The sequence below is a fragment of the Halobacillus sp. ABR2_026 genome, assembly GCF_056158545.1.
This window is the reverse complement of record NZ_JBSWTM010000001.1, coordinates 900,909-924,239: the sequence shown is the minus strand read 5'-3', so window position 1 is coordinate 924,239 and position 23,331 is coordinate 900,909. Positions and strand designations below refer to the sequence as shown.

General features: G+C 44.6%; 23 protein-coding genes and 1 other annotated feature. Of the genes, 9 read left to right on the top strand and 14 right to left on the bottom strand.

Annotated features, from left to right (window positions below; genetic code table 11):
- Positions 1–39 precede the first annotated feature (39 nt).
- A complete protein-coding gene (locus ACXADE_RS04670; RefSeq protein WP_474979352.1) occupies positions 40–858 on the top strand; it encodes an HAD family hydrolase in 819 nt (272 codons plus the stop codon).
- Positions 859–879: 21 nt separating this feature from the next.
- Here the strand turns inward: ACXADE_RS04670 and recX are convergent, their stop codons facing one another.
- Positions 880–1,692: a recombination regulator RecX gene (gene recX, locus ACXADE_RS04665; RefSeq protein WP_474979351.1), complete on the bottom strand. Its 813-nt coding sequence runs from the start codon at positions 1,690–1,692 to the stop codon at positions 880–882.
- A 112-nt stretch (positions 1,693–1,804) separates the two neighbouring features.
- Here recX and ACXADE_RS04660 point away from each other — a divergent pair, with 112 nt between their 5' ends.
- The 5 genes from ACXADE_RS04660 (at position 1,805) to ACXADE_RS04640 (ending at position 6,502) form a co-directional block, all read left to right on the top strand.
- Positions 1,805–2,710, top strand: coding sequence for a TIGR01777 family oxidoreductase (locus ACXADE_RS04660; RefSeq protein WP_474979350.1), 906 nt, complete (start codon positions 1,805–1,807; stop codon positions 2,708–2,710).
- Positions 2,711–2,896: 186 nt separating this feature from the next.
- Entirely contained in the window at positions 2,897–4,018 is a 1,122-nt protein-coding gene (locus ACXADE_RS04655; protein WP_474979349.1) for an amidohydrolase, read from the top strand.
- 202 nt (positions 4,019–4,220) lie between these two features.
- Positions 4,221–5,018 carry a DUF4397 domain-containing protein gene (locus ACXADE_RS04650; RefSeq protein WP_474979348.1) on the top strand — a complete coding sequence of 266 codons (798 nt, stop codon included), beginning with the start codon at positions 4,221–4,223 and terminating at the stop codon, positions 5,016–5,018.
- Positions 5,011–5,685, top strand: coding sequence for a class F sortase (locus ACXADE_RS04645; RefSeq protein WP_474979347.1), 675 nt, complete (start codon positions 5,011–5,013; stop codon positions 5,683–5,685). Before ACXADE_RS04650 ends, ACXADE_RS04645 begins: the two co-directional genes overlap by 8 nt.
- 268 nt (positions 5,686–5,953) lie before the next feature.
- Complete coding sequence (locus ACXADE_RS04640; protein ID WP_474979346.1) at positions 5,954–6,502, top strand: GNAT family N-acetyltransferase; 549 nt, start codon at positions 5,954–5,956, stop codon at positions 6,500–6,502.
- Between the two features lie 185 nt (positions 6,503–6,687).
- Here the strand turns inward: ACXADE_RS04640 and ACXADE_RS04635 are convergent, their stop codons facing one another.
- The 4 genes from ACXADE_RS04635 to ACXADE_RS04620 all read right to left on the bottom strand — a co-directional run bounded on the left by ACXADE_RS04635 (position 6,688) and on the right by ACXADE_RS04620 (position 10,051).
- A complete protein-coding gene (locus ACXADE_RS04635; protein WP_474979345.1) occupies positions 6,688–7,371 on the bottom strand; it encodes an RsiV family protein in 684 nt (227 codons plus the stop codon).
- A gap of 127 nt (positions 7,372–7,498) precedes the next feature.
- Complete coding sequence (locus ACXADE_RS04630; protein ID WP_474979344.1) at positions 7,499–8,503, bottom strand: aliphatic sulfonate ABC transporter substrate-binding protein; 1,005 nt, start codon at positions 8,501–8,503, stop codon at positions 7,499–7,501.
- A gap of 17 nt (positions 8,504–8,520) precedes the next feature.
- Entirely contained in the window at positions 8,521–9,279 is a 759-nt protein-coding gene (locus ACXADE_RS04625; RefSeq protein ID WP_474979343.1) for an ABC transporter permease, read from the bottom strand.
- Positions 9,263–10,051: an ABC transporter ATP-binding protein gene (locus ACXADE_RS04620; RefSeq protein ID WP_474979342.1), complete on the bottom strand. Its 789-nt coding sequence runs from the start codon at positions 10,049–10,051 to the stop codon at positions 9,263–9,265. Before ACXADE_RS04620 ends, ACXADE_RS04625 begins: the two co-directional genes overlap by 17 nt.
- A 199-nt stretch (positions 10,052–10,250) precedes the next feature.
- Between ACXADE_RS04620 and ACXADE_RS04615 the strand changes: the two genes are divergently transcribed.
- Positions 10,251–10,610, top strand: a complete 360-nt coding sequence (locus tag ACXADE_RS04615; RefSeq protein ID WP_474979341.1) for a Lin0512 family protein — start codon at positions 10,251–10,253, stop codon at positions 10,608–10,610.
- Between the two features lie 112 nt (positions 10,611–10,722).
- A complete protein-coding gene (locus ACXADE_RS04610; protein WP_474979340.1) occupies positions 10,723–11,082 on the top strand; it encodes a Lin0512 family protein in 360 nt (119 codons plus the stop codon).
- 1,017 nt (positions 11,083–12,099) lie between these two features.
- Here ACXADE_RS04610 and ACXADE_RS04605 read toward each other — a convergent pair.
- From ACXADE_RS04605 to ACXADE_RS04580, 6 genes are all read right to left on the bottom strand, one after another.
- Positions 12,100–12,774 carry a TraR/DksA C4-type zinc finger protein gene (locus ACXADE_RS04605; RefSeq protein ID WP_474979339.1) on the bottom strand — a complete coding sequence of 225 codons (675 nt, stop codon included), beginning with the start codon at positions 12,772–12,774 and terminating at the stop codon, positions 12,100–12,102.
- 168 nt (positions 12,775–12,942) lie between these two features.
- Entirely contained in the window at positions 12,943–14,079 is a 1,137-nt protein-coding gene (locus ACXADE_RS04600; RefSeq protein WP_474979338.1) for a bifunctional cystathionine gamma-lyase/homocysteine desulfhydrase, read from the bottom strand.
- A gap of 4 nt (positions 14,080–14,083) precedes the next feature.
- Entirely contained in the window at positions 14,084–15,001 is a 918-nt protein-coding gene (locus ACXADE_RS04595; protein ID WP_474979337.1) for a PLP-dependent cysteine synthase family protein, read from the bottom strand.
- A gap of 22 nt (positions 15,002–15,023) precedes the next feature.
- Positions 15,024–15,482 carry an S-ribosylhomocysteine lyase gene (locus ACXADE_RS04590; protein ID WP_474979336.1) on the bottom strand — a complete coding sequence of 153 codons (459 nt, stop codon included), beginning with the start codon at positions 15,480–15,482 and terminating at the stop codon, positions 15,024–15,026.
- Positions 15,483–15,486: 4 nt separating this feature from the next.
- Complete coding sequence (locus ACXADE_RS04585) at positions 15,487–16,128, bottom strand: methyltransferase domain-containing protein (RefSeq protein WP_474979335.1); 642 nt, start codon at positions 16,126–16,128, stop codon at positions 15,487–15,489.
- Positions 16,129–16,286: 158 nt separating this feature from the next.
- On the bottom strand, positions 16,287–17,459 hold the full coding sequence (locus ACXADE_RS04580) for a DEAD/DEAH box helicase (protein ID WP_474979334.1): 1,173 nt from the start codon (positions 17,457–17,459) through the stop codon (positions 16,287–16,289).
- A gap of 554 nt (positions 17,460–18,013) precedes the next feature.
- Between ACXADE_RS04580 and ACXADE_RS04575 the strand changes: the two genes are divergently transcribed.
- Positions 18,014–19,201, top strand: a complete 1,188-nt coding sequence (locus tag ACXADE_RS04575; protein ID WP_474979333.1) for a M14 family metallopeptidase — start codon at positions 18,014–18,016, stop codon at positions 19,199–19,201.
- A gap of 45 nt (positions 19,202–19,246) precedes the next feature.
- On the opposite strand, the gene ACXADE_RS04570 is transcribed toward ACXADE_RS04575, so the two are convergent.
- The 3 genes from ACXADE_RS04570 to ACXADE_RS04560 all read right to left on the bottom strand — a co-directional run bounded on the left by ACXADE_RS04570 (position 19,247) and on the right by ACXADE_RS04560 (position 22,284).
- Positions 19,247–19,585: a hypothetical protein gene (locus ACXADE_RS04570; protein ID WP_474979332.1), complete on the bottom strand. Its 339-nt coding sequence runs from the start codon at positions 19,583–19,585 to the stop codon at positions 19,247–19,249.
- A gap of 97 nt (positions 19,586–19,682) precedes the next feature.
- On the bottom strand, positions 19,683–21,056 hold the full coding sequence (gene argH, locus ACXADE_RS04565) for an argininosuccinate lyase (RefSeq protein ID WP_474979331.1): 1,374 nt from the start codon (positions 21,054–21,056) through the stop codon (positions 19,683–19,685).
- On the bottom strand, positions 21,049–22,284 hold the full coding sequence (locus ACXADE_RS04560) for an argininosuccinate synthase (protein ID WP_474979330.1): 1,236 nt from the start codon (positions 22,282–22,284) through the stop codon (positions 21,049–21,051). Before ACXADE_RS04560 ends, argH begins: the two co-directional genes overlap by 8 nt.
- Positions 22,285–22,337: 53 nt before the next feature.
- Positions 22,338–22,550, bottom strand: a binding site (T-box leader).
- Positions 22,551–23,331 lie beyond the last annotated feature (781 nt).

The following is a 23,331-nucleotide window of genomic DNA, read 5'->3' as shown; positions in this document are numbered from 1 at the left end:
GGTGCCTGGGGACCTCCCCACACGGAAGGAGATAATAAGATGATTAAACTATTTGTCACAGACCTGGATGGTACACTATTAGGACCCGATCATTATATAAAAAACGAAGACATTGACAGCTTGAAGCGGATGATTGGAGATGGCACTCCATTGGCGGTTGCCTCCGGCCGCATGGACCATGAAATTGTAGAAGTGCTCAAACGAGTCGGGGTGAACGGTCACCGCGTCAGTCAGAACGGGGCATTCGTGTTCAATGATGAGAACACTCCACTCCACGCCAAAACTTTTGAAGCTGAACTAGCTCAGCGCATTATTCGGACCATTGACCACGAACCAATGGTCAAAACCGTATCAACCGCAGAAGAAACGTTCACTAAAGAGTCCAATTCTTTCATTGATATGATTTCTGAGCAGATGTTCCATGATATCATTGTTCATCCGGAGTTGAATGACCACGTCGGCCACACAATCTCCCCATCTAAGATTACGTTACACGGGAAAGAAAAAGATGTGTTAGCTACGGCTGAACGAATCCAGAAAACGTTCGGTGAAGAAGTGGACAGCTTCATCTCCCATGAAACCTGTATCGATATGATGCCGAAATCGATCAATAAGCAGAGTGGGCTCCGCCAGTTGATGGAGACTCTCGGAATTCAACCTGAAGAAATCGCTTGTGTCGGTGATTCTTTCAATGATATAAGCATGTTCGGTTTGACTCCTCACAGTTATGCAATGTCAACGGCATACAATGAAGTAAAAGAAAGAGCGAACACCGTTGTCGATCATGTCCATGAGGCGATTGAAGACCTTGATAAAAAAGGACTCCTTAATAAAAAAGAACAAGCGGCTGACGTATAAGTCAGGCGGCTTGTTCTTTTTTTATTCCTCGAGATACTCATCAATAAAACGGTCAATCAGATCAAAGGAAAAACCTTTTCGATACAATCCAGATTTTATTTTTTGCTTCAATTCATACCCCTCAGCTTTAGACTGGAATTTCCGAAGCAGTTTCTCCCCCTGATATACGACCGCTTCCCATTCTGAATCCCCGTCCTCATCTTCGGGCAGGTCAGCCAACACTTCCTGGATAACATCTCCCTGGAACCCTTTTTGCATTAACGTCTGTTGCACATTTTGAACTTGCTGACGGTGAGACTTGCGGCCATCATTCTTCATCTTCTTCTGAGCAAATTTCATCGCTTTTTCCACTTGTTTATCAAACGAATAATGAGTGATTGCTTCATCCGCTTTCGCAGCAGCCACCCCTTTTTCCTTCAACTCCTTTTTTAATAATAGAGGGCCTTTACTTGATGTCATGATTCTCGTTCTAACAAGAGAATTCGCAAACTCCTGATCATCAAGCAGTCGTTCATTCCTGAGCCGTGTAATGATTTCTTCAATATGTTCAGCGTCGGTTTCTTTCTCTTTTAAATAATCGCGGATTTCTTTTTCTGAGCGCATGCGATAGCTTAAATAATTGATTGCAAGGGTATAGGATTTATGGAGCGTATCCGTTTGAATCAATGCCTGGATCGTCGCGTCATCGAGCTCCATATTTTTCATCAGCCCATGTTTGACGAGGATATCTTCATCGACACTAAAGCCGTACTCCTCGCCATTCCCTTTATCAAGGAAAATGTTGTAGCGCCCTTTATGTTTTTTCTGGGTCGTAATTTTTGTAAGTTTCGCCATCCGTTTCACCTCTTCCTCTATCATTTTACCATGGGATTCGGATGAACCACAGCCTCACACACGCATGAAGGAAACACATACGGGACACCCTCATAAAACAGGAGGAATGAACATGAAAATCGCAATCACAGGAGGTACAGGGTTCGTCGGTACCCAATTGAAAGAAAAACTGGTACAGGATGGGCATGACGTGTACATACTGACACGCAGTCCTGAGAAATACACCAACCGCGATAGCATAACCTATGTGGGGTGGCTGAAAGAAGGATTCGAGCCGGAAAATGAGCTTCCTGCCATCGATGCTTTTGTTAATTTGGCAGGGGAATCTTTAAACAGCGGCCGTTGGACTGAAGAGAAAAAACAGTCGATTTTAGACAGCCGCATTAAGTCCACGGAAGGTGTATTGGACTTAATGGATGCCTTGAAGGAAAAACCTGAGGTTCTCGTTAATGCCTCAGCTGTCGGATACTACGGCCAGTCACAAACGGAGACCTTTACGGAGGAAACGACACAGTCAGGGACCGATTTTCTTGCTCATGTTGTGGAAGAATGGGAAACCCGCGCTTCCCAGGCAGCTGAAAAAGGGATTCGTACGGTCTATGTGCGTTTTGGAATTATTCTGGGAGAAGAAGGGGCCCTTCCTAAGATGACCCTTCCGTATAAAATGATGATTGGCGGAAATCTAGGATCCGGGGAGCAATGGATGTCCTGGATTCATATTGATGATGTGGTCGGACTTCTCCAATTCGCCATTGAAAATAAAGATGTCCATGGACCTATGAACGGCACGGCTCCACACCCCCAAAGGAACAAAGATTTCGGTAAAACCCTTGGCGAGGTATTAAACCGGCCGCATTGGATCCCTGCCCCCTCCTTCGCTCTGAAGGCAGCATTGGGAGATATGAGTACACTTCTGTTGGATGGGCAATGTGTCATCCCGAAAAAAGCGATGGCTTCCGGATATTCCTTCCATTATCCTGAATTGAAACCGGCCCTCTCTTCCATCCTTAATCATTGAACGGGTTAGAGTATAGTGCGACTCTATTCTAAAAGGTTCAAAGAAATGTATGTGTATAGGGGCGAGCGACTATACCAAAACCAATAGTTAAAACGAAGAGCAAAGTTCGTCTTTGCTCTTTTTTGTTATCCAAACCCCTCTTTTAAAGTATAATAATGGTATATTGAAGCGAAGGGCTGTATGACTATGAACACAGTGATAAAAAATGTCCACATCCACCCGATTACCTCTCCCTCTATAAAAAACGGCTATGTACATGTCATGGACGGGAAGATTCACGATTATGGAGCTGATATCGAACTGCCTCAGCAGGCAGAAGTGATTGACGGAAAAGGACTGGATTTATATCCAGGATTTGTCGACGTCCATACCCACCTTGGTCTATACGATGAAGGAACAGGCTGGGCCGGCAGTGATGCAAACGAAACCATCGAAGCCGTCACCCCACATCTTAGAGCTATTGATGGCGCCCACCCTCTCGACCCCGCTTTCTTCAATGCAAGAAAAGCCGGTGTCACAACCGCACACATTATGCCGGGAAGTGCGAATATGATTGGGGGTACAACCTCCGTCATTAAGACCGTAGGCCACACCATCAACCATATGATTTTGCGCCAAACGGCGGGATTGAAACTGGCTTTAGGGGAAAACCCTAAACGGATCCATTCGCAATCAAAAAATGCTTCGATCACAAGATTGGGAATTATGGGCACATTGAGAGAAACTTTCTACACAGCGATGAAAGATAATGATCCAGGCCTGCGCGTAAAGCCCATCCTGCAGGCATTAAAGAAGGAAATTCCTGTCCGAATCCATGCGCATCGTGCAGATGATATCATCACCGCCCTGCGCTTTGCAGATGAATTCGAGCTTGATTTAAGGATTGAACATTGCACAGAAGGACATCTGATTGCAGATCAGCTGGCTGGCAGAGACCTTCAAGTATCTGTAGGTCCAACCTTCACTAGAGCATCCAAAATAGAACTTAGAAATAAAACATGGCAGACGTACAAAATTCTGCACGATCACGGCATAAGAGTATCCATAACGACCGATCACCCTTATACTCCTATTCAGTACTTGAACATATGTGCAGCCTTGGCAGCCCGCGAGGGGCTTGAAATTGAAGACGCCCTTCGGGGAATTACTATTACCCCTGCAAAAAATCTTGGGGTTGATGATCGTGTGGGGTCGATTGAGAAAGGGAAAGATGCGGATCTCGTTCTTTGGAGCGGCCACCCCTTCGAATATTTATCGAAGCCGGTATGGACGATGATTGACGGGAAAATGGTCTATTATCAAGAATAAGCCGTGTTAACACCGGAAACCCTCCGGTGTTTTTTTGTCTATAAAAACATACCAAGCATATCCCAGCGTTTGAACGTTGCACAAAATGTGTATACAATTATTGTACATTAGTTGTACACGGACTTTGTGACGCGTCGTCCGAACCTTACACCAGTCGTTATTTTGAAGGTCAACGTACTGGTAAACAAGAAGGAGTGGAAACATGAAAAAAGTATTATCGTCGTTTGCTGCTGTTGTTTTGGCTGTAGGAATTTTCGCACCTGCCGTTATGGCTGATCACCATGAAGAAGGTGCCATGCTTCGTATTCTCCACGCCTCCCCTGATGCACCTGCTGTTGATGTTTACTTAAACGATGAGGCTGCTGTTGAAGCGGCTGAATTCAAAGCAGCTACTGATTATATGGAAGTACCATCTGGAGAACATACTGTAGAGATTTATGCAGCAGGAACAAAAGGTGAAGAGGACCCGATTCTATCTGCAAACGTAACTGTAGAAGCTGGCATGGCTTATACCGCTGCTGCCATCGATAACTTGGAAAATCTGCAGCTTAAAGCCATTCAGGATACGACCGAAACAACTGAAGGTATGGCCAAAGTCCGCATAGGTCATTTCATTCCAGGTGCACCAGCGGTTGACGTAGGTCCAATCGGAGGAGAAGCTTTGTTTTCCAACGCTGAATTCCCGATGGTCACCGATTATATGGAAGTCGATCCAGGATCCTATGACCTTGAAGTCCGTACAACAGATGGCACTCAATTGATTGACCTTTCCGGTACAACCCTCGAAGCTGGGAAAGCTTATAGTGCTTTTGCGGTAGGAACCGCTGACAACCCTGAAGTTCTACTCCTTCAAGACTCTGCGTCAATGCCGTCTGAGATGCCTGCCACAGGTTTTGGCGGAACATCTGAATCATCTAACGGTTGGATGATTCCCGCTTTTCTTGGAATTTTAGCCATGGGTGCTGGCTTCTTCCTGATACGCAAGACCACCCGTGCATAAAATAATCCGAAAGTTCATTCCTATTGCCCTCGGACTCCTTGTATTTTTCATCAGTTTTTATTCGCTGAATGAAAGTCCTTCCATGGAGTCGAGGGATTCTTCTACTTCTAATGAATCCAGCACCCTCAAGGTAGATGACAAACCAGAATTAAGCATCCCAAACGTTCAGAACCGACCGAAATCTACAAAACAGCAGGCAGAGTTTAGTGGTGTTGTCCCTCAACGGATAACCATCCCCTCCATTGAAATTGACGCTCCCATACAATCCCTTGGCTATACCTCGGAAGGTGGAATGGCCGTTCCAGGGAACTTGACCGACGTCGGCTGGTTCCAGCCAGGAACCAAACCCGGGAACCAGGGCAACGCTGTCCTCGCCGGTCATGTGGATGGAAATAGTGGTCCAGCTGTTTTTTATGACTTGAAAAAATTGAATCCAGGGGATGTCATTCATGTTTATGGAAAAGAAGAAAAATTGACATTTCAAGTGAAGCATAAAGAATCCTACCCTTTTGAAGAAGCCCCTCTCCATAAAATTTTCGGACCCGCGAATGTTCAGGCTTTAAACCTCATAACCTGTACAGGACCCTATAATGAGAGGGCTTCGACATATTCAGAACGACTGGCTGTATTCTCTGTTTTGGTTGAGCGCGAGTCACTTTCCGAATAGAATAAATTTCCACGATTCTTTTACAAACTTTTTATTCACTTTTTTCGCAGAGTGGATTATTATAAGTTTAGATGGTATTTTATAAGTTTGTAGTGTAGGGAAGGCAAATGGTGCGCCACCAGTGACAGCACTGGTTCTAGTGGGTTCGATTCCCACCCCGAATTTTTGTGAGCAATTGATAAAAATTCGAGGGTGGTCCGAAACGGCCGGTGGGCGCTTATTTCCCTATGCGTTTAGACCACCCTCCTCATTCAAGGAGGGATTTTTTATGCTGAAAAAGCGTGATTTACATGACGCCCCGGTTTTATTTGAGTTGATGAGCCACCCTGAAGTGTTTCCTTACGTCCGTCACAAAGCTTCATCTTCTGACGAATTTTACTTTTTGACTAAACAGACCATAGAAGCAGAAGATCGGGGGGAATTGATTTCACGTACCATCCTAGATGAGTGGGGACAATCGATCGGAACCATCAACTTGTTTGATATCCAGGACGGCAAAGGATTTTTAGCTACATGGATCGGTCAGCCGTATTTTGGGAAAGGATACAATAAGGTTGCGAAGGAAGCCTTTTTTGAGGAATTGTTCTTTCAATTGGATATTGAGGCTGTCTTTATGAAAATAAGACGAACGAATATCCGGTCCATGAAAGCAGCTCTCAAAATCCCTTATGTATCCTATGGAAATGAAACATACCCTGAAGTTTTATCTTGGATCAACAGGACTGACGATGTATACGACTTGTATGTCATCACGAAAGACCAGTACTTGTTCCATTATTATGGGGAACAAAGTGAAGAAGAAATTTTGGAAGCATAAGCTGAGCTTATGCTTCTTTTCCTATCCCTCAATGAAGTTATCCACAAGGTTGTGCACAGTGTGAATAAATATTAATTTACCTTGATATATAGGCGTTAATCTAAAATTCATTCTGTGAGTAAATATTATCCACATCCCTGTTAGTAATGTGGGTAACCTGAAGAGGAAGCATCATTAAAACTAGATCACTTGTTGACAAATGTATAGGAAGGTAATGGAGGGGCATTTTTCTTTAAATCTTCTTTCAATATTCCATCTATCGGCACAGAAATTTCAGGAGTGCCATGGACACCGGCTGCCACCTCGAATTTGTTAAATACTAGAACCAGATAATCACCCTTAATGTAAAAAGCGGTATGATCGCGCACACCCGCGAATGGCTTTTGAAAATACATATCCTTATCAGAAGCCAATACTTTTTTCACCTGTTCGTTTAACTGGTCCATATACACGAAGTCTTTTAAGCTCTTGACGGACTCTCCAACATCATCTTTAAAATTGATGGAGGTGACAGTTGAATTGTAACGTTTCCCCCTGGATATATGGGAAGTCATTACGACAGAATAAAAGGTCTTTTCTTTATAAACGGTTGTCTCTTCATAATAAAGATAAGGAACCCCCATCATCTCTCCCGCTCCTCTTTTTACCCCTCTCAACGTGTCCTCAAGTTTTTGAACGATTTGAAAATTGACGGTATTTTGAAGTTCTTTATTTTCAAGGTGTTCGAACTTCGGATAATCTACATGAAATTCCCATTCCTCTGTCACCTTATCTTTATGAACGATTTTATATTGACTTTCTGCAGCTACCGCCTGGCTTAGGACGAAAAAGAATCCGACGATGAAAAACACGGCAATCAAACGTTTCAAAAATCATCCCTCCTGTGTTTTTAGTTTGACCTAAATACTAAAAACTAAAGAAAGGAATTAAAACTAAGCCTGATGATTTCACAAAAGAACAAAAAAAAGAGACGGGCATTTCCCGTCTCTCTCCTGTTTAATCCAAAAAGCTCGTTTCGACCAGCCCTGTCAAGTCGGGCTTTTCTTTTAGAAATTCCAAGTCATAAGAAGCATTCGCAAACTTTTGCAGGTGTTCCTCTTTTACATCATAAGTAAAATCAATCCGATCCCATGCACGGTCGATGACTTCTTTAGAAAGCTCCTGATCCGTAATGTCTTTGATTTTGTCGATGGCAATCTGCTTCGCCTCTTCTGGGTTTTCATTGATAAAGTCGGTAGCTTTTTTGTGAGCTTCCACAAGGCTATCCACCATTTCAGGGTTCTCTTCGACCAGTTCCTCTGAAGTTACAAAGACAGCCGCGGGCAGCGTTTCCCCAAAAGCCACATTCGGTGTATCAACAAGAACTTCTCCGCTTCCCTGCTCTTCAATGGAGGAAGCCCATGGTTCAGGTACTGTGGCTACATCAACATTTTTCGTTTCAAACAAATTGGCATAAGTCGCAGGTTTTCCGGTTACGTGCTTCATTTCCCCATCAATACGATCGGAGGTCAACCCAAATTCTTCTTTCATCATCGTTTCAAATTGAACATCATGAGTACAGCCGACACGCGGGGACACAAACGTTTTTCCTGCCAAATCTTCAGGAGATTCTATATCGGCTCCTTTTCTTGCCATGATCACTGTTCCGCCTGTGGATCCAGCCGCTACTACATTAATTTCCGCTCCACTTGTGAAGTGGTTCATCGCTGGCCCCGGGCCTACAAGACCACCTTGTATATCCCCGGTTTCAATCGCCGTCATGAAAGAGGAACCATCAGGAAAATACTGATATTTTACTTTTGTACCATCAGACAGAGTTTCCGTGTATAAGTCCTTTGTTTCTGCCACCATACCTGCTACGTGATTGATGTTCGGGAAGTACCCAATCGTAATTTCATCTGAACTTCCTCCACCTTCTGAGTTCGCCCCCTCATCACTGCCACAAGCCGCGAGCACTATACTTATGAAAGCTAAAGCGAGTACGGAAAACCATTTTTTCATTTTCTCATCCCCTCCAATTATGTTTTCAATAAACCCCAGCGCCGTCTCACATTCTTTTCCAACTTGGAAAAAACGACCTGGTCTACAACAGCTCCAATCACTCCAATAATGATAATGATGGCAACCACTTGATCCATACGCGCATAGTCTTGAGCATAACGTAGAGAATACCCTAACCCCGGTCCGTTACTTAACAATTCACCAGCCATGAGAGCTCTCCAGCTGAATGCCCACGCCAGCCGGATACCTGTCATGAAATAAGGGATACTTGATGGGATTTCCACTCGGAAAAACAAAGGAATACCATTCGTCCCCATCGTTCGCGCCGCCCGTACAAGCTGAGGAGGCACACTGTAAATCGCCGTACGCACATTCAACGCCATCACGAAAGTACCTCCAAGAACGACGACGAATACGACGGCAAATTCTGAAAAACCAAACAGCATAATTGCAAGCGGTACCCATACGATACTTGGTATGCTTTGCAGAGCGATTAAGTACATTCCAGCAGTCTCATCGGCCTGTTTCGATTTCCCAAGCAGAACTCCAATAATCGTTCCGAACAATATAGCTAAAGCCAAGCCCATAAATAAATGGCGGAAACTTGCACCCAGCGCTTTGATGAAATCTCCATCAGCGAAACCTGTATAAAGGGCCCCGGCTACTTTTACAGGGGAAGGAAATACAATATCCTCGAATACACCAACAGAATAAACCAACTGCCATAACCCTATGATGACGATTAGAAATACGATTCGTTTAATGGCCAGCTTCATAACGAAGTTCATCCTTCAACACTTTATTGATTTCACCTTCAAGCAGTCCCAAGACCTGCTGCTCAAGTTCGATCACTTGATCATCGTCTCTTTTCCTCGGTCTCTCAAAATCAATGGTGAAGTCCCCGATTATTCGTCCCGGGCGCGTCCCCATAACTATGACGCGGTCTGATAACTTCACAGCCTCCTGGATGCTGTGGGTCACAAAAAGAATTGTCTTTTGCGTTTCCTGCCATATTTTCATCAATTCCTCATGCAGGATATGCCTCGTCTGCTCATCAAGAGCCCCGAAAGGCTCATCCATAAGTAATACTTTCGGATCCATCGCAAGTGCTCTTGCAATGGCCACTCTTTGCTGCATCCCTCCAGAGAGCTCATGGGTGTAACTTTCCTTAAACCTGCTCAGATGGACCATCTGTAAATATCGATCCGCTTTCTCCCCCATCTCTTTCTTAGAACCCCGCCCCTTCAAAGGAAACAGCACGTTTTCCTTAACGTTCAACCACGGAAACAAAGAAGGTTGTTGAAAGACCATCCCGCGGTCCGGACCTGCTTTCTTAATCTCTTCTCCTTCTAAACGGATAGCCCCTTCTGTGACACTTTCAAGACCAGCCACCATGGAAAGAAGTGTAGATTTTCCGCACCCGGACGGCCCAAGCAGTGATACAAATTGATTTTCTTCAATGTTCAAATCGATTCCAGAAAAAACTTCGAAACGGTCTTCTTCATGAACATTAAAAGTTTTTCCAACTTCGTTCATTTTCAAAAACACTCGGCAACACCCTTAATACCATAATCCCTATATAATTAGTATGTTTTATAATTGTATTATTAGATTATACAGTCGAACAGAATATTGTGTCAACGAAATAATGGAAACGATTCCCTTTTATGGATCACATGTTTTAGAAAAAAATGTACGGGATAAACAAATTATATAGCGACTGAATCATTAGAAAGGTGGTTATAAAATGGATCAGATTATTTTCATTCAGACAGGTACAGGAATTGACGTACACGGACAGAATATTACAAAGGCGTCCGTAAGAGCCATTGAAAATGCTGTCCATTCAAACTCTATGCCCGGTCTTCAGGAGGCTCTGCCAGAAGGGTCTATGGAAAACATGAAAACCACTGTCAAACTAGCCGTTCCTTGTGATATAGATGATTTAAACTATACCAAAGTAAAAAAAGCCATTCCGTATGGGCAAGTGGATGTCGAGGTATATGATGGCGGAATGCGCACAACAAGTGGAATCGTATTAAATGATGAAGGGGACCATAATGATCAAATGTATATCGTGAATGCCTCAATAGAAGTTGGTTACTGATAAGTTCAAGCCAGGGAACGTGCTCCCTGGCTTCACTATACATGAGAGTGCATTTCATAAAGGTTCGCAAACAAATTATGATATCATGAAGAAAAGAAAAGGTGGGATAAAAGTGGAACAGTTGATGTTTATCCAAACAGGAATGGGGACAGATGTACACGGACAGAACGTGACGAAAGCTTCTGTCAGGGCCATTAAAAACGCTATACATACAAATTCCATGCCAGGAATCCGTTCTGTACTGCCGGAGCAATCTTTGGACAATATGAAGATCAACGTCAAACTCGCTCTTCCGTGCGACTTTGATTTACTGGATCATGAGGAAGTGAAAAAAGCCATCCCTTACGGTGAGGTGAATATTGAAGTTATGGAAGGCGGAATGCTGACTTCAAGCGGTATAGCGTTAGAAGATAAAGAAGATAAAAATGATTTGATGTACATCGTGAATGCTGCTATTGAAGTAGGGTATTAAGTCGAAGGCTCTGTTAAAATTTAGTGTTGCTATTACTGCAAAAAAGGGACTTCCATTTTATGGAAGTCCCTTTTTTATATTTAGCTTATTCAACGAAAGCTCCCTTTTCTTGAAGACTCAGTTTTGAGATGTTTGTGTGGGAGTTAGGGGCTGCGGGGGATGACTCGCTTTCCGCGGGAGCGCGGTGAGCCTCCTCAGGCTTACGCCTTGCGGGGTCTCACCCAGCACTCTTTTCCTCGTAGATATCCGGTTTCTGCGCCTAGCGGCTAGTGAGACTTCCCTCGCTTCTGTACGATAAGTCAACACCGAATCCCTTCGTTCTTCGTGTTTCCTTTATCTCCTCCAGCTCAGTCCAGTCCATACGCCGCTGAACGAGGCGCCTGCACACTTAAGATAGGAGTCTCGCCATCCCCCTCCTCCCCTTGGCTAGATCAGGGTCTCGAAACCCCTTCATGAATCATCAGCTATTCTAGTTGGTGAGAGGATAAGGATCATATTCCCAAACCGAGGTGCTCGAACCTGGAAAGCTTGATACATAGCGTTTTATGCTTACAACAACCGGGGGAATGGAAGACCATCCAACGTTGACAAAGGGGTTCGTTTCTCGCATGATCGAATGGGGTGGTTGGGAAGCTGCGAGACTCCCGTGGGAGAAAGGAGATCGGCGAGATCCCGCAGGGCGATAAGCCCGAGGAAGCTCGGCACCCCCCCACAGGAAAGCGAGTAGCTTCCCAGCCACCCCTGGCACTCAACACAATAACGAACCCCGAACCCTCTCGAAATCAAGTCTTCAACAATCCTGCCATTTAGCTTAAGACTCCGTTTCGAAATAATAATCCAACAAGATGCAATGGTTGGATCGTGAAAGTAGATCATCTAAAGGTTTCGACACTTGGAAGTAACTTCCCTTTTACCATCCACTCATTCATTGTCCCTTCCATCCGTTGATGCAAATATCAACACTGAACTTTAACAGAGTCAAGTCGAAAGAGCCCGGGAGTGCTCCCGGGCTCTTTTTCATGATTTTTCTTCCCCTTCATCCATGCGGTCCATATATTTGTCGTAATGTTCATTCCGCTCAAAATGAACATCATCGGCTCCTGTATACCCATTCATATCTGTGGAAAGGAAAGGTTCAAACTCTTCTACATACCCTACCCCGTCCTGATTATCCACTAGCGAAGAATCATCATAGGTCATACTGCTCTGATTGAAAGATGCGACTTGCTCGTACGCGTTCTGTTCATTATATTCCGGATCTGCATGATCCCGACCATAGCTCTCTTCGATATTCGAAAGGACCTTTTCCTCAAGCGGCCGATCCTCCGGCACCTCCTGATTCGGTGATGCAGAAGTGATGGTTCTCGCCGTCGGGAGGGCTTCTAATCTCTCCAGTGGAATCTGCTGCCCCGTGTCTTCGCAAATCCCATAGGTCCCTTTATCCATCTGTTTTAAGGAATATTGTATGTCTGACAACTCTTCTCTTAAATGCACCAGTAGAGCAAGATCCTTTTCCCTTTCATACAGTTCGGTACCTGAGTCTGCTGGATGGTTATCATACTGGGACAATTCCCCGGAGGCCATGTCACTTGCAAACCCGCGACTCAACCCATAAGAATCATGATCCATCAATCGCTGTTCAATTTCTTGTTTTCGTTCTTCCAATTGTTTTTTATAGTGTGTAAAATCCATATCAATTTCCCACTCCTGCTTCAATTTTCTCCTTAGTGTGGCACAGGGCCAGCCGCCCTATACAACCTCACAAACCGAGCGGCGCTGACAGGACGGCACAGTTCTGAACGAAACAAGGTTCACAGGATTAAAAAAAGGAGCACCTTGGAGGCGCTCCTTTTGGAAAGACTATTTTCTCAGTGCTTGCAGGAAATCCTCTTTCAAGTCTTCGATATCTTCGAGTCCGATGGAGACCCGGACTAGCCCATCGGTGATCCCGAGTTCACTTCGACGCTCTTTCGGAATGGACGCATGTGTCATCATAGCCGGTACAGAAATAAGGCTTTCAACCGCCCCGAGACTCTCAGCCAGTGTGAAATAGCGGACGTTCCGGAGTACTTGATCGGCTTTTTCTCCACTTCCCACATCAAAGCTGATCATACCACCATTTCCTCGTGCCTGTTTTGCATGAACAGCGCTTCCTTTATGAGCTTCAAGACCAGGGTAATAAATATCCGTAACTTCAGGAATTTCTTGCAGAAACTCTACGAATTGACGAGTGTTCTCTTCAATTTCTTCCATACGGATTCCGAGTGTCTTGATCCCCCTCATAAGCAGCCAGGAATCCTGAGGTCCCAAAATACCTCCTGTGGAATTCAATACAAAATGAACGTCTTCAGCCAGCTGTTCACTGTTTACAACTACTAAACCGGCAACGACGTCACTATGGCCACCTAAATATTTAGTAGCACTGTGAAGAACGATATCTGCCCCAAATTCTATAGGGTTCTGCCAATATGGTGTACTGAATGTATTATCGACGATAAACGTTAAATCTTTTTCTTTAGACAGCTGAGACACTTTTTCTAAATCCGTAACTTTTAGCAGCGGATTCGTCGGTGTTTCTACATAGATCGCTCTCGTTTGATCTGTAATGGCTGCCTCGATGTTTTCTACATCACTTGTATCCACGAAGCTCGCTTCCAGACCAAAGCGATTGATGACCTTGGAGACCATCCGATAAGTTCCTCCATACACATCATCGGTGAAAATCACATGGTCGCCCTGATTGAAAGTCATCAGAACAGCTGTAATAGCTGCCATTCCTGAACCGAAAGCAAACCCTCTATGTCCATCTTCCAAATCCTTGATCAGCTCTTCGAGCGCAAAGCGCGTCGGGTTTCCCGTACGTGAGTACTCATAGCCGCGATGCTGACCGACCCCATCCTGTTTATACGTACTGACTTGATATATAGGAACACTGACCGCTCCTGTTTGATCGTCGCCAGTTATTCCTCCGTGAATCAATTGCGTTTTTTTCCTCATATCTTCACTCCTCATAAATCCCTTGACTTAAATACCTTTCACTACTGTCCGGAAAGACGGTTACGATTTTCGTTCCCGGCTCTGACTGCTCTGCTTCCTTAATTGCCGCTTCAAAGGCTGCTCCCGATGAACTGGCAACAAGCAGGCCTTCCTTCAAAGCAAGCTCCCGTACACGCTGGAAAGCTATATCATCTGGAATCGTATGGACAGCATCGAAATAATCGGTGTCCATGTAAAACGGCAGAAATTCCATCCCGATGCCTTCCGTCTTGTGAGGACCGGATGATCCACCATTCAAAATGGAACCCTCTGGCTCAACGATGACTGTTTTCACTTGTCCCGACTTTTCTTTTAAATACCGGGCAGTTCCCATAAACGTTCCGCCTGTACCAGCCCCGGCAACGAAAACATCGAAATCTCCATCCATGTCTTCCCATATCTCAGGACCCAGCGTTTCATAATAGGCGGCCGGATTAGCTTGATTATGAAACTGACGGGGACTGAATGAACCCGGGGTTTTTTTTTCTATTTGCTGTGCTTTTTCAATGGCCCCTGTCATCCCTTGATTTGTCGGGGTATTAACTACTTTTGCACCAAGCGCTCTCATCAACGTCTGTTTTTCCTGGCTGAACTTCTCAGGTGTCACAAAAATGACCCGGTAGCCTTTTCCTATGGCTGCCAGGGCTAGGCCTATCCCTGTATTTCCAGCCGTAGGTTCGATGATCGTCCCCCCAGGCAGTAAACGTCCACTCTTTTCCGCATCCTCAATCAGTTTTAAACCCAGGCGGTCTTTAATACTACCGCCTGGGTTCATAAATTCAAGCTTGGCGAATATTCTAGCTTGATTAGGGATATCAGAATGGGTAAGTTCGATCATCGGTGTCTGACCAATCAGAGATTGTATATTCTTCACGTAACCCATTGACCCTCAACTCCCGTTATTATTAAAAGACTTCCGTCCATTCGTCACGTTTATCCAGTAACTCTTTCGCAAGTTCCTGGGCGCCTTCAAGACTGTGACTAGCCGCAAATCCACATTGAACTTCATTACATGCAGGAACCTCCGTCGCTTCAAGGACGTCCTGTAGTGTCTTCTCAATGACTTCAAGAACATTGTCATAGCTGTCATCATTCAACACAGCAATATAGAAGCCTGTCTGGCATCCCATTGGACCAATATCAATAATACGATCATGGTGATTACGGCTGTTTTCTGCCATCAAGTGCTCCAGGGAATGAAGGGCCGGCATAGCCATGTGGTCTTTATTTGGCTGCTTGATTCGAAGATCGTACTTATAAATTTTATCCCCGTTGTCTCCTTCCGTTACTCCGACAAGGCGTACGTATGGAGCTTTGACTTTCGTGTGATCGAGGTTAAAACTTTCAACGTTCATTTTTGGCATATGATCATTCTCCTTTTTTGGCCTGAATAAGCCAGGCATATTTGTTCAGTTGTTCAAAAGATACCTCAAACCCATGATCTGCAAACATCTCTTTTAGTTCTTCTAGAAACGGGTAGTATTCTTCCTGCAAATCCTGTGCTAAATTTAAAAATCCCTGCCGCTCAGCATCTGCAATCAACTGTTGTTTATGTGCTTGATCTTTAAAAATCGTGTCAATAAATAGAACTTCTCCTTCACCTTCAAGACGGTCGTGAAAGTTTTGTATAGCTTTGATCTTTTCACTACTCGTTAGATGATGAAAGGCGAATGAACTGATGATGGACCGGACCGGTGTCAAAAGGTTCGGATATTCTAAAAAATTTCCATCGTAGATAGCAGCTTCCGGACATTTTACTTTAGCAATCCTTCTCATCTCTGTTGAAGGCTCAATACCGAAAACGACCTTGTTTTGATCGATAACCTTACTCGTCAGGTTCGCTGTACCGACTCCGAATTCCATGACCGGGGATACGGAAAGTCCAGCCAAACGACCCAACATTTCATCATATCCTTCAAACACTTCACGATATTCCGGGTCTTTTCCAGCTACTGTATCGTCATATGAACTTGCCCATTGATTGAATAGGTCGACGAATTCCATCCCCATAATATTCATCTCTCCTCATAATTTATAATTCCAATGCGTTAACTCGGAATTACGTTATATAATATATCATATTTCATTACTCCTCTCAATGTTATTGAATTTTTATTAGAAAATTTCCAACAGAAAAACCAGAGTCTGCTGCAAACTCTGGTTCTCCCTTACTTTCTTCGTTTTTTCTGTCGAACGGGTTTTTCTTCTTCCTTTTCCCTCTTCCCGGGAGAAAGGCTCTCGAGTGAGCGTCTTTCTAATTTTTGTTTAATATGTTTCTCAATATCTTTCAGCGCAGTCTTATCTTTCGGCGCGGCGAAAGTGATCGCCAGCCCTTTTCCTCCCGCTCTTCCAGTTCTTCCAATGCGGTGGATATAACTCTCCGGGTCCTGAGGGATGTCATAATTGAAAACATGGGTGATTCCTTCCACATCAAGTCCTCGTGCGGCTACATCCGTAGCTACTAAATACTGGATTTTCGCATCCCTGAAACGCTGCATAACCTTCTCTCTTTTCGCCTGTGACAAATCCCCATGAAGTTCGTCAGATTCGTAGCCTTGGGCAATCAAAGCATCGTTTAATTTTTTCGCTCGACGTTTCGTTCTACAAAAAATCACTGCTAAGAATGGCCTGTGCTCCTTCATGATTTCGATGAGAGAATCCTGTTTGGCACGATCCGTCGTTTCATACAGCAATTGCTTAATATTAGAAACTGTCACTTTCTCCTCTTTGACCTCAATTCGTTTCGGATCATTAAGAATTTTAGTAGCAAGTACATGAACCTGTTTGGTGATCGTAGCTGAAAACAACATCGTTTGCCTCTCTGTTCCACATTGACTGATGATGTCCTGTACATCAGGGAGGAATCCCGCTTCAAGCATCTGATCGGCCTCATCAAGGACAAGATGGCGAATGCTCATCAGATCCACCGTTTCCCGACGCAAATGATCAAGCAAACGTCCGGGAGTGGCAATGACGATATGTGCATTTCCCTTTAATTTATTCGCCTGTTTGGCTACGTCTTGCCCTCCATAGACAGCTAAAACATTGGTTTCTTCATCTTTCAATTTGTTTACTTCCTGTGTGATTTGTAAAGCCAGTTCCCTTGTAGGGGTTATGACCACAGCCTGTACAGCTGCTAAGGAAGAATCAATCTTTTCTAAAATGGGGAGCATGAACGCGAACGTTTTCCCTGTACCGGTTTGTGCTTGGGCCACAAGGTCACGACCTTCCATCAAAGGAGGAATCGCTCGTTCTTGTACAGGCGTCGGTGAAGTGATCCCCTGTTTCTTCAACCTTACACTCCGGTCTGTTGATATCCCTAATTGTTCAAATGCATTCATCAATCTTTCACCACTTCCCTATGGATTGTGTTGTTATGCTTTCTTATTTTCCTTCGGCTCTGGTAGACGTTGGTGTTCATATTTCCAAAAAAAGACCCCCTATCGAGGTGATTGGATAGATTCGTTTTGTCTTTCCTTTGGAAAAACCTTGAGAATTCAAGATCTATATGAGGCAAAGCGCGGAGGGGAATACCGAAACTCCTTCGGGATGGAAGTGCCTGGTGAGACCCCGCAGGCGAATTCCGAGTAGGCTTAACGCACTCCCCCGGAAAACAAGTGAATCCCCGCTGCCCTCCGCTCAACAATAACTCACTGCATAAGAATCAGCGGATGCACTCCTATACAGTTCTGAGTAAGCCGCGGGTGTTTGAACGCCTTACCGCCATTCCTATATCATTAAAGCAATCCTTCATTCATAAAAAACACGTTCTTTCATTGTACCTGAAAAACGGACATTGTGCTTCGATTGTGGGAAATTGACAGGAAGATGTTTGTTCATGTATTCAACCATTTTCCATATAGTTATAAAAAGGACTGTAAAAAGGGGGATTCATATGGACGTTAAAGTGAGAAGCGGGGATACGTTGTGGTATTATTCCAGCCTCTTTAATATCCCATTGAATATAATCATTGATTCCAATCCACAAGCCGTCCCAGCCTCTCTTCAAATTGGACAAACCATTCGCATCCCTGGATATCAAACCAGCACTTACCGGGTACAATCGGGAGACACATTTTGGAAAATTGCAAGCGAGCGAAGAATCTCTTTGGATGCTTTGGCTCTAATGAATCCTTCTGTAAACCCAAGGAATCTTCAAATCGGACAAACCTTGTCCATACCAATCCAAGTATCCTATCGCGTGGTTGATGGAAACCGACCATACGACTTTAATGTACTAACGAACGATTTGGAAGAACTTTACGAGTTATACCCATTCATAAGAAAAGAAACGATCGGCACCAGTGTTATGGGCAAAGATTTAATCGAGCTGCAAATAGGGCGAGGGCCGAAAGTCGTCCATTGGAATGGTTCCTTTCATGCCAACGAGTGGATCACTACAGCAGTCCTTATGCAATTTCTGAATGATTACTTGCTGGCTGTTACAAATAAAGAGAATATCAGAGGGTTAGAGATCTATCCTTTTTACAACGAGGTGACGATTTCGATTGTTCCGATGGTCGATCCTGACGGTGTAGATCTTGTATTGAATGGTCCACCTGAAGGTGATTTTGGTGAGATGGCAGTAAGGATCAATGGCGGGAGCACAGATTTTTCAGGATGGAAGGCAAATATCAGAGGGGTCGACTTGAATAATCAATACCCTGCGAAATGGGAAGTAGATGCAGCCCGCAAGCCTACTTCACCCGCTCCGCGCGATTTCCCTGGTTATCAGCCTTTGACCGAGCCTGAAACCGTAGCCATGGCAGAACTTGCAGGCGCCCGTAACTTTGAAAAAATGCTAGCCTTCCATACTCAAGGGGAAGTAATCTATTGGGGGTATGAAGGTCTCGAACCCCCCCGGTCCATGACAATTGTCAATGAATTTGAACGAGTGAGCGGCTATAAACCCATTCGCTTTATCGATAGCTTCTCTGGTTATAAGGATTGGTTCATCCAGGAATTCCGCGAGCCTGGATTCACAGTGGAACTCGGACAAGGGGTAAATCCGCTTCCTCTTGAGCAATTCGACGAAATTTACCAGGAAACCCTTGGCATCTTTCTTGCCAGTCTATATATGTAGAAAATGAAAAAGATCCCCCTGAAGATGAGCAGGGGGATGATAGTCTTACAAATCCTTCCGATCCATGTGCCCGTTATGATCTTTGATCACAGCTATGGCACGATCATACTCTTCCTCTTTAATGGAAAAATGGAGCACATGTGTTAAATGCCTCTTATCCGAAAGCGCACGCTCCCGGTCATGCTTCGGGGATAAGACCTCGGTAAAGTTGAAAGTTCCTCCCCCGGAATTCGTAGAGCCTGCCAATGGAACAACAGGTGTCAAATCGGAATCCTCCGGAATAGCTTCCACTGTATCCTGCTCCATCGTTAAAGATTGTAAAGATGCTCTTGCACTTTCTGCATCGTTTTCTGTTGAAAAGTAAGCTTGTATGCTTTTGGCCATATCTTCATCCCTCTCCATAATGGTAGTTATGAATATATTAGCCTCCCTCTTCCCCTTTCAAACCTTCAGAACGCTACCATCAATAAGAACACCTCCCTTATGAGAGGTGTTCTTTAGCAAGCTGAATTTGTTTTTCCACTTGGTCGAAGCCTGTTCCCCCTTCACTGTTCCGGGTGGCTACGACCTGGGAAGGGTTTAACTTCTCATAGATATCTGCTTCAAATAGTGTGGAAAACTCTTGGTATTCCTCCAATGTCAAATCCAGCAAATACTTTTTCTGTTGGATGGAATACAAGACAATTTTTCCAATGACCTCGTGAGCATCACGGAACGGCATCCCTTTAACAGCCAGGTAATCCGCTATATCGGTTGCGTTCGAATAATCTTCCTGGACGGCATTCTTCATCTGATCCCCTTTCACCTGCATGGAGGAAAGCATAGGGGCCAGGAGAGACAGAGCACCTTCCAATGTTTCTACCGTATCAAACATCCCCTCTTTATCTTCCTGCATATCTTTATTGTAGGCAAGGGGCAGTCCTTTCAACAATGTAAGCATCCCCATCAAATGACCATAGATACGTCCTGTTTTCCCCCGGAGAAGTTCAGGAACATCCGGATTCTTCTTCTGCGGCATAATGCTTGAACCAGTACAGAAAGCGTCGTCTAATTCTACGAATTGAAATTCCTGGCTCCCCCAGAGAATCAATTCTTCAGATAAACGGGAAATGTGAGTAATCAAAATGGAGGAAATCGATAAAAATTCAAGAATAAAATCACGATCACTGACCGCATCCAATGAATTCGGGTAAGGCTTATCGAATCCCAGGGTATCAGAGGTCATCTGTCTATCAATCGGATAAGGAGTCCCTGCCAGGGCAGCAGCCCCGAGGGGAGACCAATTGATTCGCTTCAAACTATCCTGCAAACGTTCCTTGTCTCTTTCAAACATCCAGAAATACGCCATCAAATGGTGACCGAAAGAGACCGGCTGCGCTCTTTGCAGGTGAGTATAGCCAGGAATAATCGTATCTACATGTTCCTCCGCCTGCTCGACAAGCGACGTTTGGACAGCTTGTACAAGCTCTACCAACCCTTTTGTCTTTTCACGTAAATAGAGGTGCATATCTGTAGCTACCTGATCGTTGCGGCTCCTTCCTGTATGGAGCTTTCCACCTACCGGGCCGATTTCATCAATTAATATTTTTTCAATATTCATATGAATATCCTCATGAGCTACAGAAAACGTGACCTGACCGTTTTGAACTTTCTCCTTTATGGAAAGAAGCCCCTCCTTAATCTGCTCCACTTCGTCTGAGTGAATGATACCGCAGGCCCCAAGCATTTCCACGTGAGCCAGGCTGCCTTCAATATCCTGCATGGCGAGTTTTTGATCAAATGTGATGGAAGAGGTATACTCTTCCACCAATTTATTAGTCGGTTTTGTAAAACGGCCGCCCCACAGCTTAGTCATGCTGGCTCACCACTGCCTGATCGAGCAGCTTCGCCCCTTTATGGACGTCCGCATGGACTTTAGTAGGCAGCCCCCACAATTTAATGAAACCTACAGCGGCGTTATGGTCGAAGGCATCATCTTTTGAATAGGTGGAAAGCTCTTCATTATAAAGGCTGACCGGTGATTTTTTACCAGTGACTGTGTGATGGCCTTTGAATAACTTGACTTTCACGGTACCTGTTACGACTTGCTGGGTAGAATCAACAAATGCAGACAAAGCCGGCTGTAATGGGGAGTACCATAGACCATCATAAATAATTTTTGACAGCTGTTGATCCACATTGACTTTATATTGAGAAACCTCCCTTGTTTGGGTCAGAAACTCCAACTCTTTGTGGGCATTGATCAAAATCATTGCTGCAGGATTCTCATATACTTCTCTGGATTTAATACCGACTAAACGATTTTCTGTGTGATCAATTCTCCCAACCCCATGTTTTCCACCAAGTTCATTCAAGTATTCAATCAACGGGACGATCTCCATTTTCTCCCCATTTAAAGCCACAGGCTTCCCTTCCAGGAAATCAATTTCAATGGTCTCCGCCTGATCCGGCGTCTTTTCAATCGGATTCGTCCAGGCATATGCAGCCTCTGGAGCTTCCTGCCAAGGATCTTCAAGAACACCCGCTTCACAAGCACGGCCCCAGATATTCGCATCAATAGAGAATGGGTTTTCAAGATTAACAGGAATAGGAATTCCTTTTTCTTCTGCATAAACGATCTGTTCATCACGCGTCATCCCCCACTCTCTGACGGGAGCAATGACTTCAAGGTCCGGATTCAATGACTGGATCGAAACTTCAAAACGAACTTGATCATTCCCTTTACCGGTGCAGCCGTGAGCGACAGCGACTGCTCCTTCCTGTTCAGCCACCTCTACAAGCAGCTTGGAAATCAAAGGACGTGAAAGGGCAGAAGATAGTGGATATTTCCCTTCATAAAGAGCATTTGCCTTAAGTGCCGGCATTAAATACTCCTCCGCAAGGATTTCCTTGGCATTGATCATAATCGCTTTTATCGCACCTACATCAAGCGCTTTTTTACGGATGGTCTCCAAGTCCTTACCTTCGCCTACGTCCAACCCCAATGCAATCACATCGTACCCGTACTTTTCTTGAATCCACTTAATAGAAATGGATGTATCCAATCCACCTGAATAAGCTAATACTACTTTTGGTTTTGTCATATTGATAACCTCCTTGTAAATTGTCCATAAAAAAATCCGTCTCCTACCTTAAGGTAAGAGACGGATTTTGAATCATCCGCGGTGCCACTCTCATTGTCTGTATATCAGACCAACTCGAAGCTTTTAACGGGTGCTCCCGGTTCTGGCTACTGTTTTCACCGAACATCTCAGAAGTGCGTTTCCGTATCAATCTGTCACCAGGCTTCCACCGCCCCCGGTTCGCTGTCGACAACATCCATACGTACTCTCTTCGTCTACGAATGTATTTTTATAATGAATTGTTTATAATTATACAAAATCATATGCAGAAGTCAACACATAAAATACATTCATATAAAAAGTTTTTCAGATTCCCATTTTCATAACCCATTCACCCACCACCGCTCCCTTCGAGATGTTTATGTGAGCTTTAGGGGCTGCGGGAAAAGGTTCGCTTTCCATGGGGCGGGCGATGAGCCTCCTCAGGCTCCGCCTTCCGAGGTCTCACCGTTCCCCTCCGCCCCTTTACCATGTAAGTGTCTAGAAACTACTTACGGGACCATCTGATTTATCTACAATGACAGTGCAGGATATTAACTTCCATAATGGCTAATCTAAATACTGAAGTATGGGATAAGGCATTAGTCCTTCAACACCGAGTTAGAGGAAAACACTCTTCCCTCCCAAGAAGGCATCTAGTTTTATGTTCTGGATGTCTGCTTGAGAGAGGGAATAAATATCATCCACTTTCCCTAATCATACAAGCATTATTCCAGAAGTGATTTCGAAAGTCTCCTATAGCAAGGGGGCGAAGGGGAATGGCGAGACTCCTATCTTAAGTGTGCAGGCGCCTCGTACAGCGGCGTATGGACTGGACTGAGCTGGAGGAGATAAAGGAAACACGAAGAACGAAGGGATTCGATATTGACTTATCGTACAGAAGCGAGGGAAGTCTCACTAGCCGCTAGGTGCAGAAACCGGATATCTATGAGGAAGAGAGTGCTTGGTGAGACCCCACAGGACGTAGTCCGAGGAGGCTCACCGCGCTCCCGCGGAAAGCGAGTCCTT

What these genes read in the sequence shown, in the direction of transcription:
- ACXADE_RS04655 (WP_474979349.1), top strand. Translation starts at nt 2,897, where the DNA reads ATGAACACAGTGATAAAAAATGTCCACATCCACCCGATTACCTCTCCC.
- ACXADE_RS04630 (WP_474979344.1), bottom strand. Translation starts at nt 8,503, where the DNA reads ATGAAAAAATGGTTTTCCGTACTCGCTTTAGCTTTCATAAGTATAGTG.
- ACXADE_RS04670 (WP_474979352.1), top strand. Translation starts at nt 40, where the DNA reads ATGATTAAACTATTTGTCACAGACCTGGATGGTACACTATTAGGACCC.
- ACXADE_RS04560 (WP_474979330.1), bottom strand. Translation starts at nt 22,284, where the DNA reads ATGACAAAACCAAAAGTAGTATTAGCTTATTCAGGTGGATTGGATACA.
- ACXADE_RS04595 (WP_474979337.1), bottom strand. Translation starts at nt 15,001, where the DNA reads ATGGGTTACGTGAAGAATATACAATCTCTGATTGGTCAGACACCGATG.
- ACXADE_RS04585 (WP_474979335.1), bottom strand. Translation starts at nt 16,128, where the DNA reads ATGGGGATGGAATTCGTCGACCTATTCAATCAATGGGCAAGTTCATAT.
- ACXADE_RS04625 (WP_474979343.1), bottom strand. Translation starts at nt 9,279, where the DNA reads ATGAAGCTGGCCATTAAACGAATCGTATTTCTAATCGTCATCATAGGG.
- ACXADE_RS04640 (WP_474979346.1), top strand. Translation starts at nt 5,954, where the DNA reads ATGCTGAAAAAGCGTGATTTACATGACGCCCCGGTTTTATTTGAGTTG.
- ACXADE_RS04575 (WP_474979333.1), top strand. Translation starts at nt 18,014, where the DNA reads ATGGACGTTAAAGTGAGAAGCGGGGATACGTTGTGGTATTATTCCAGC.
- recX (WP_474979351.1), bottom strand. Translation starts at nt 1,692, where the DNA reads ATGGCGAAACTTACAAAAATTACGACCCAGAAAAAACATAAAGGGCGC.
- ACXADE_RS04615 (WP_474979341.1), top strand. Translation starts at nt 10,251, where the DNA reads ATGGATCAGATTATTTTCATTCAGACAGGTACAGGAATTGACGTACAC.
- ACXADE_RS04600 (WP_474979338.1), bottom strand. Translation starts at nt 14,079, where the DNA reads ATGAGGAAAAAAACGCAATTGATTCACGGAGGAATAACTGGCGACGAT.
- ACXADE_RS04650 (WP_474979348.1), top strand. Translation starts at nt 4,221, where the DNA reads ATGAAAAAAGTATTATCGTCGTTTGCTGCTGTTGTTTTGGCTGTAGGA.
- ACXADE_RS04590 (WP_474979336.1), bottom strand. Translation starts at nt 15,482, where the DNA reads ATGCCAAAAATGAACGTTGAAAGTTTTAACCTCGATCACACGAAAGTC.
- argH (WP_474979331.1), bottom strand. Translation starts at nt 21,056, where the DNA reads ATGACTAAGCTGTGGGGCGGCCGTTTTACAAAACCGACTAATAAATTG.
- ACXADE_RS04660 (WP_474979350.1), top strand. Translation starts at nt 1,805, where the DNA reads ATGAAAATCGCAATCACAGGAGGTACAGGGTTCGTCGGTACCCAATTG.
- ACXADE_RS04580 (WP_474979334.1), bottom strand. Translation starts at nt 17,459, where the DNA reads ATGAATGCATTTGAACAATTAGGGATATCAACAGACCGGAGTGTAAGG.
- ACXADE_RS04570 (WP_474979332.1), bottom strand. Translation starts at nt 19,585, where the DNA reads ATGGCCAAAAGCATACAAGCTTACTTTTCAACAGAAAACGATGCAGAA.
- ACXADE_RS04605 (WP_474979339.1), bottom strand. Translation starts at nt 12,774, where the DNA reads ATGGATTTTACACACTATAAAAAACAATTGGAAGAACGAAAACAAGAA.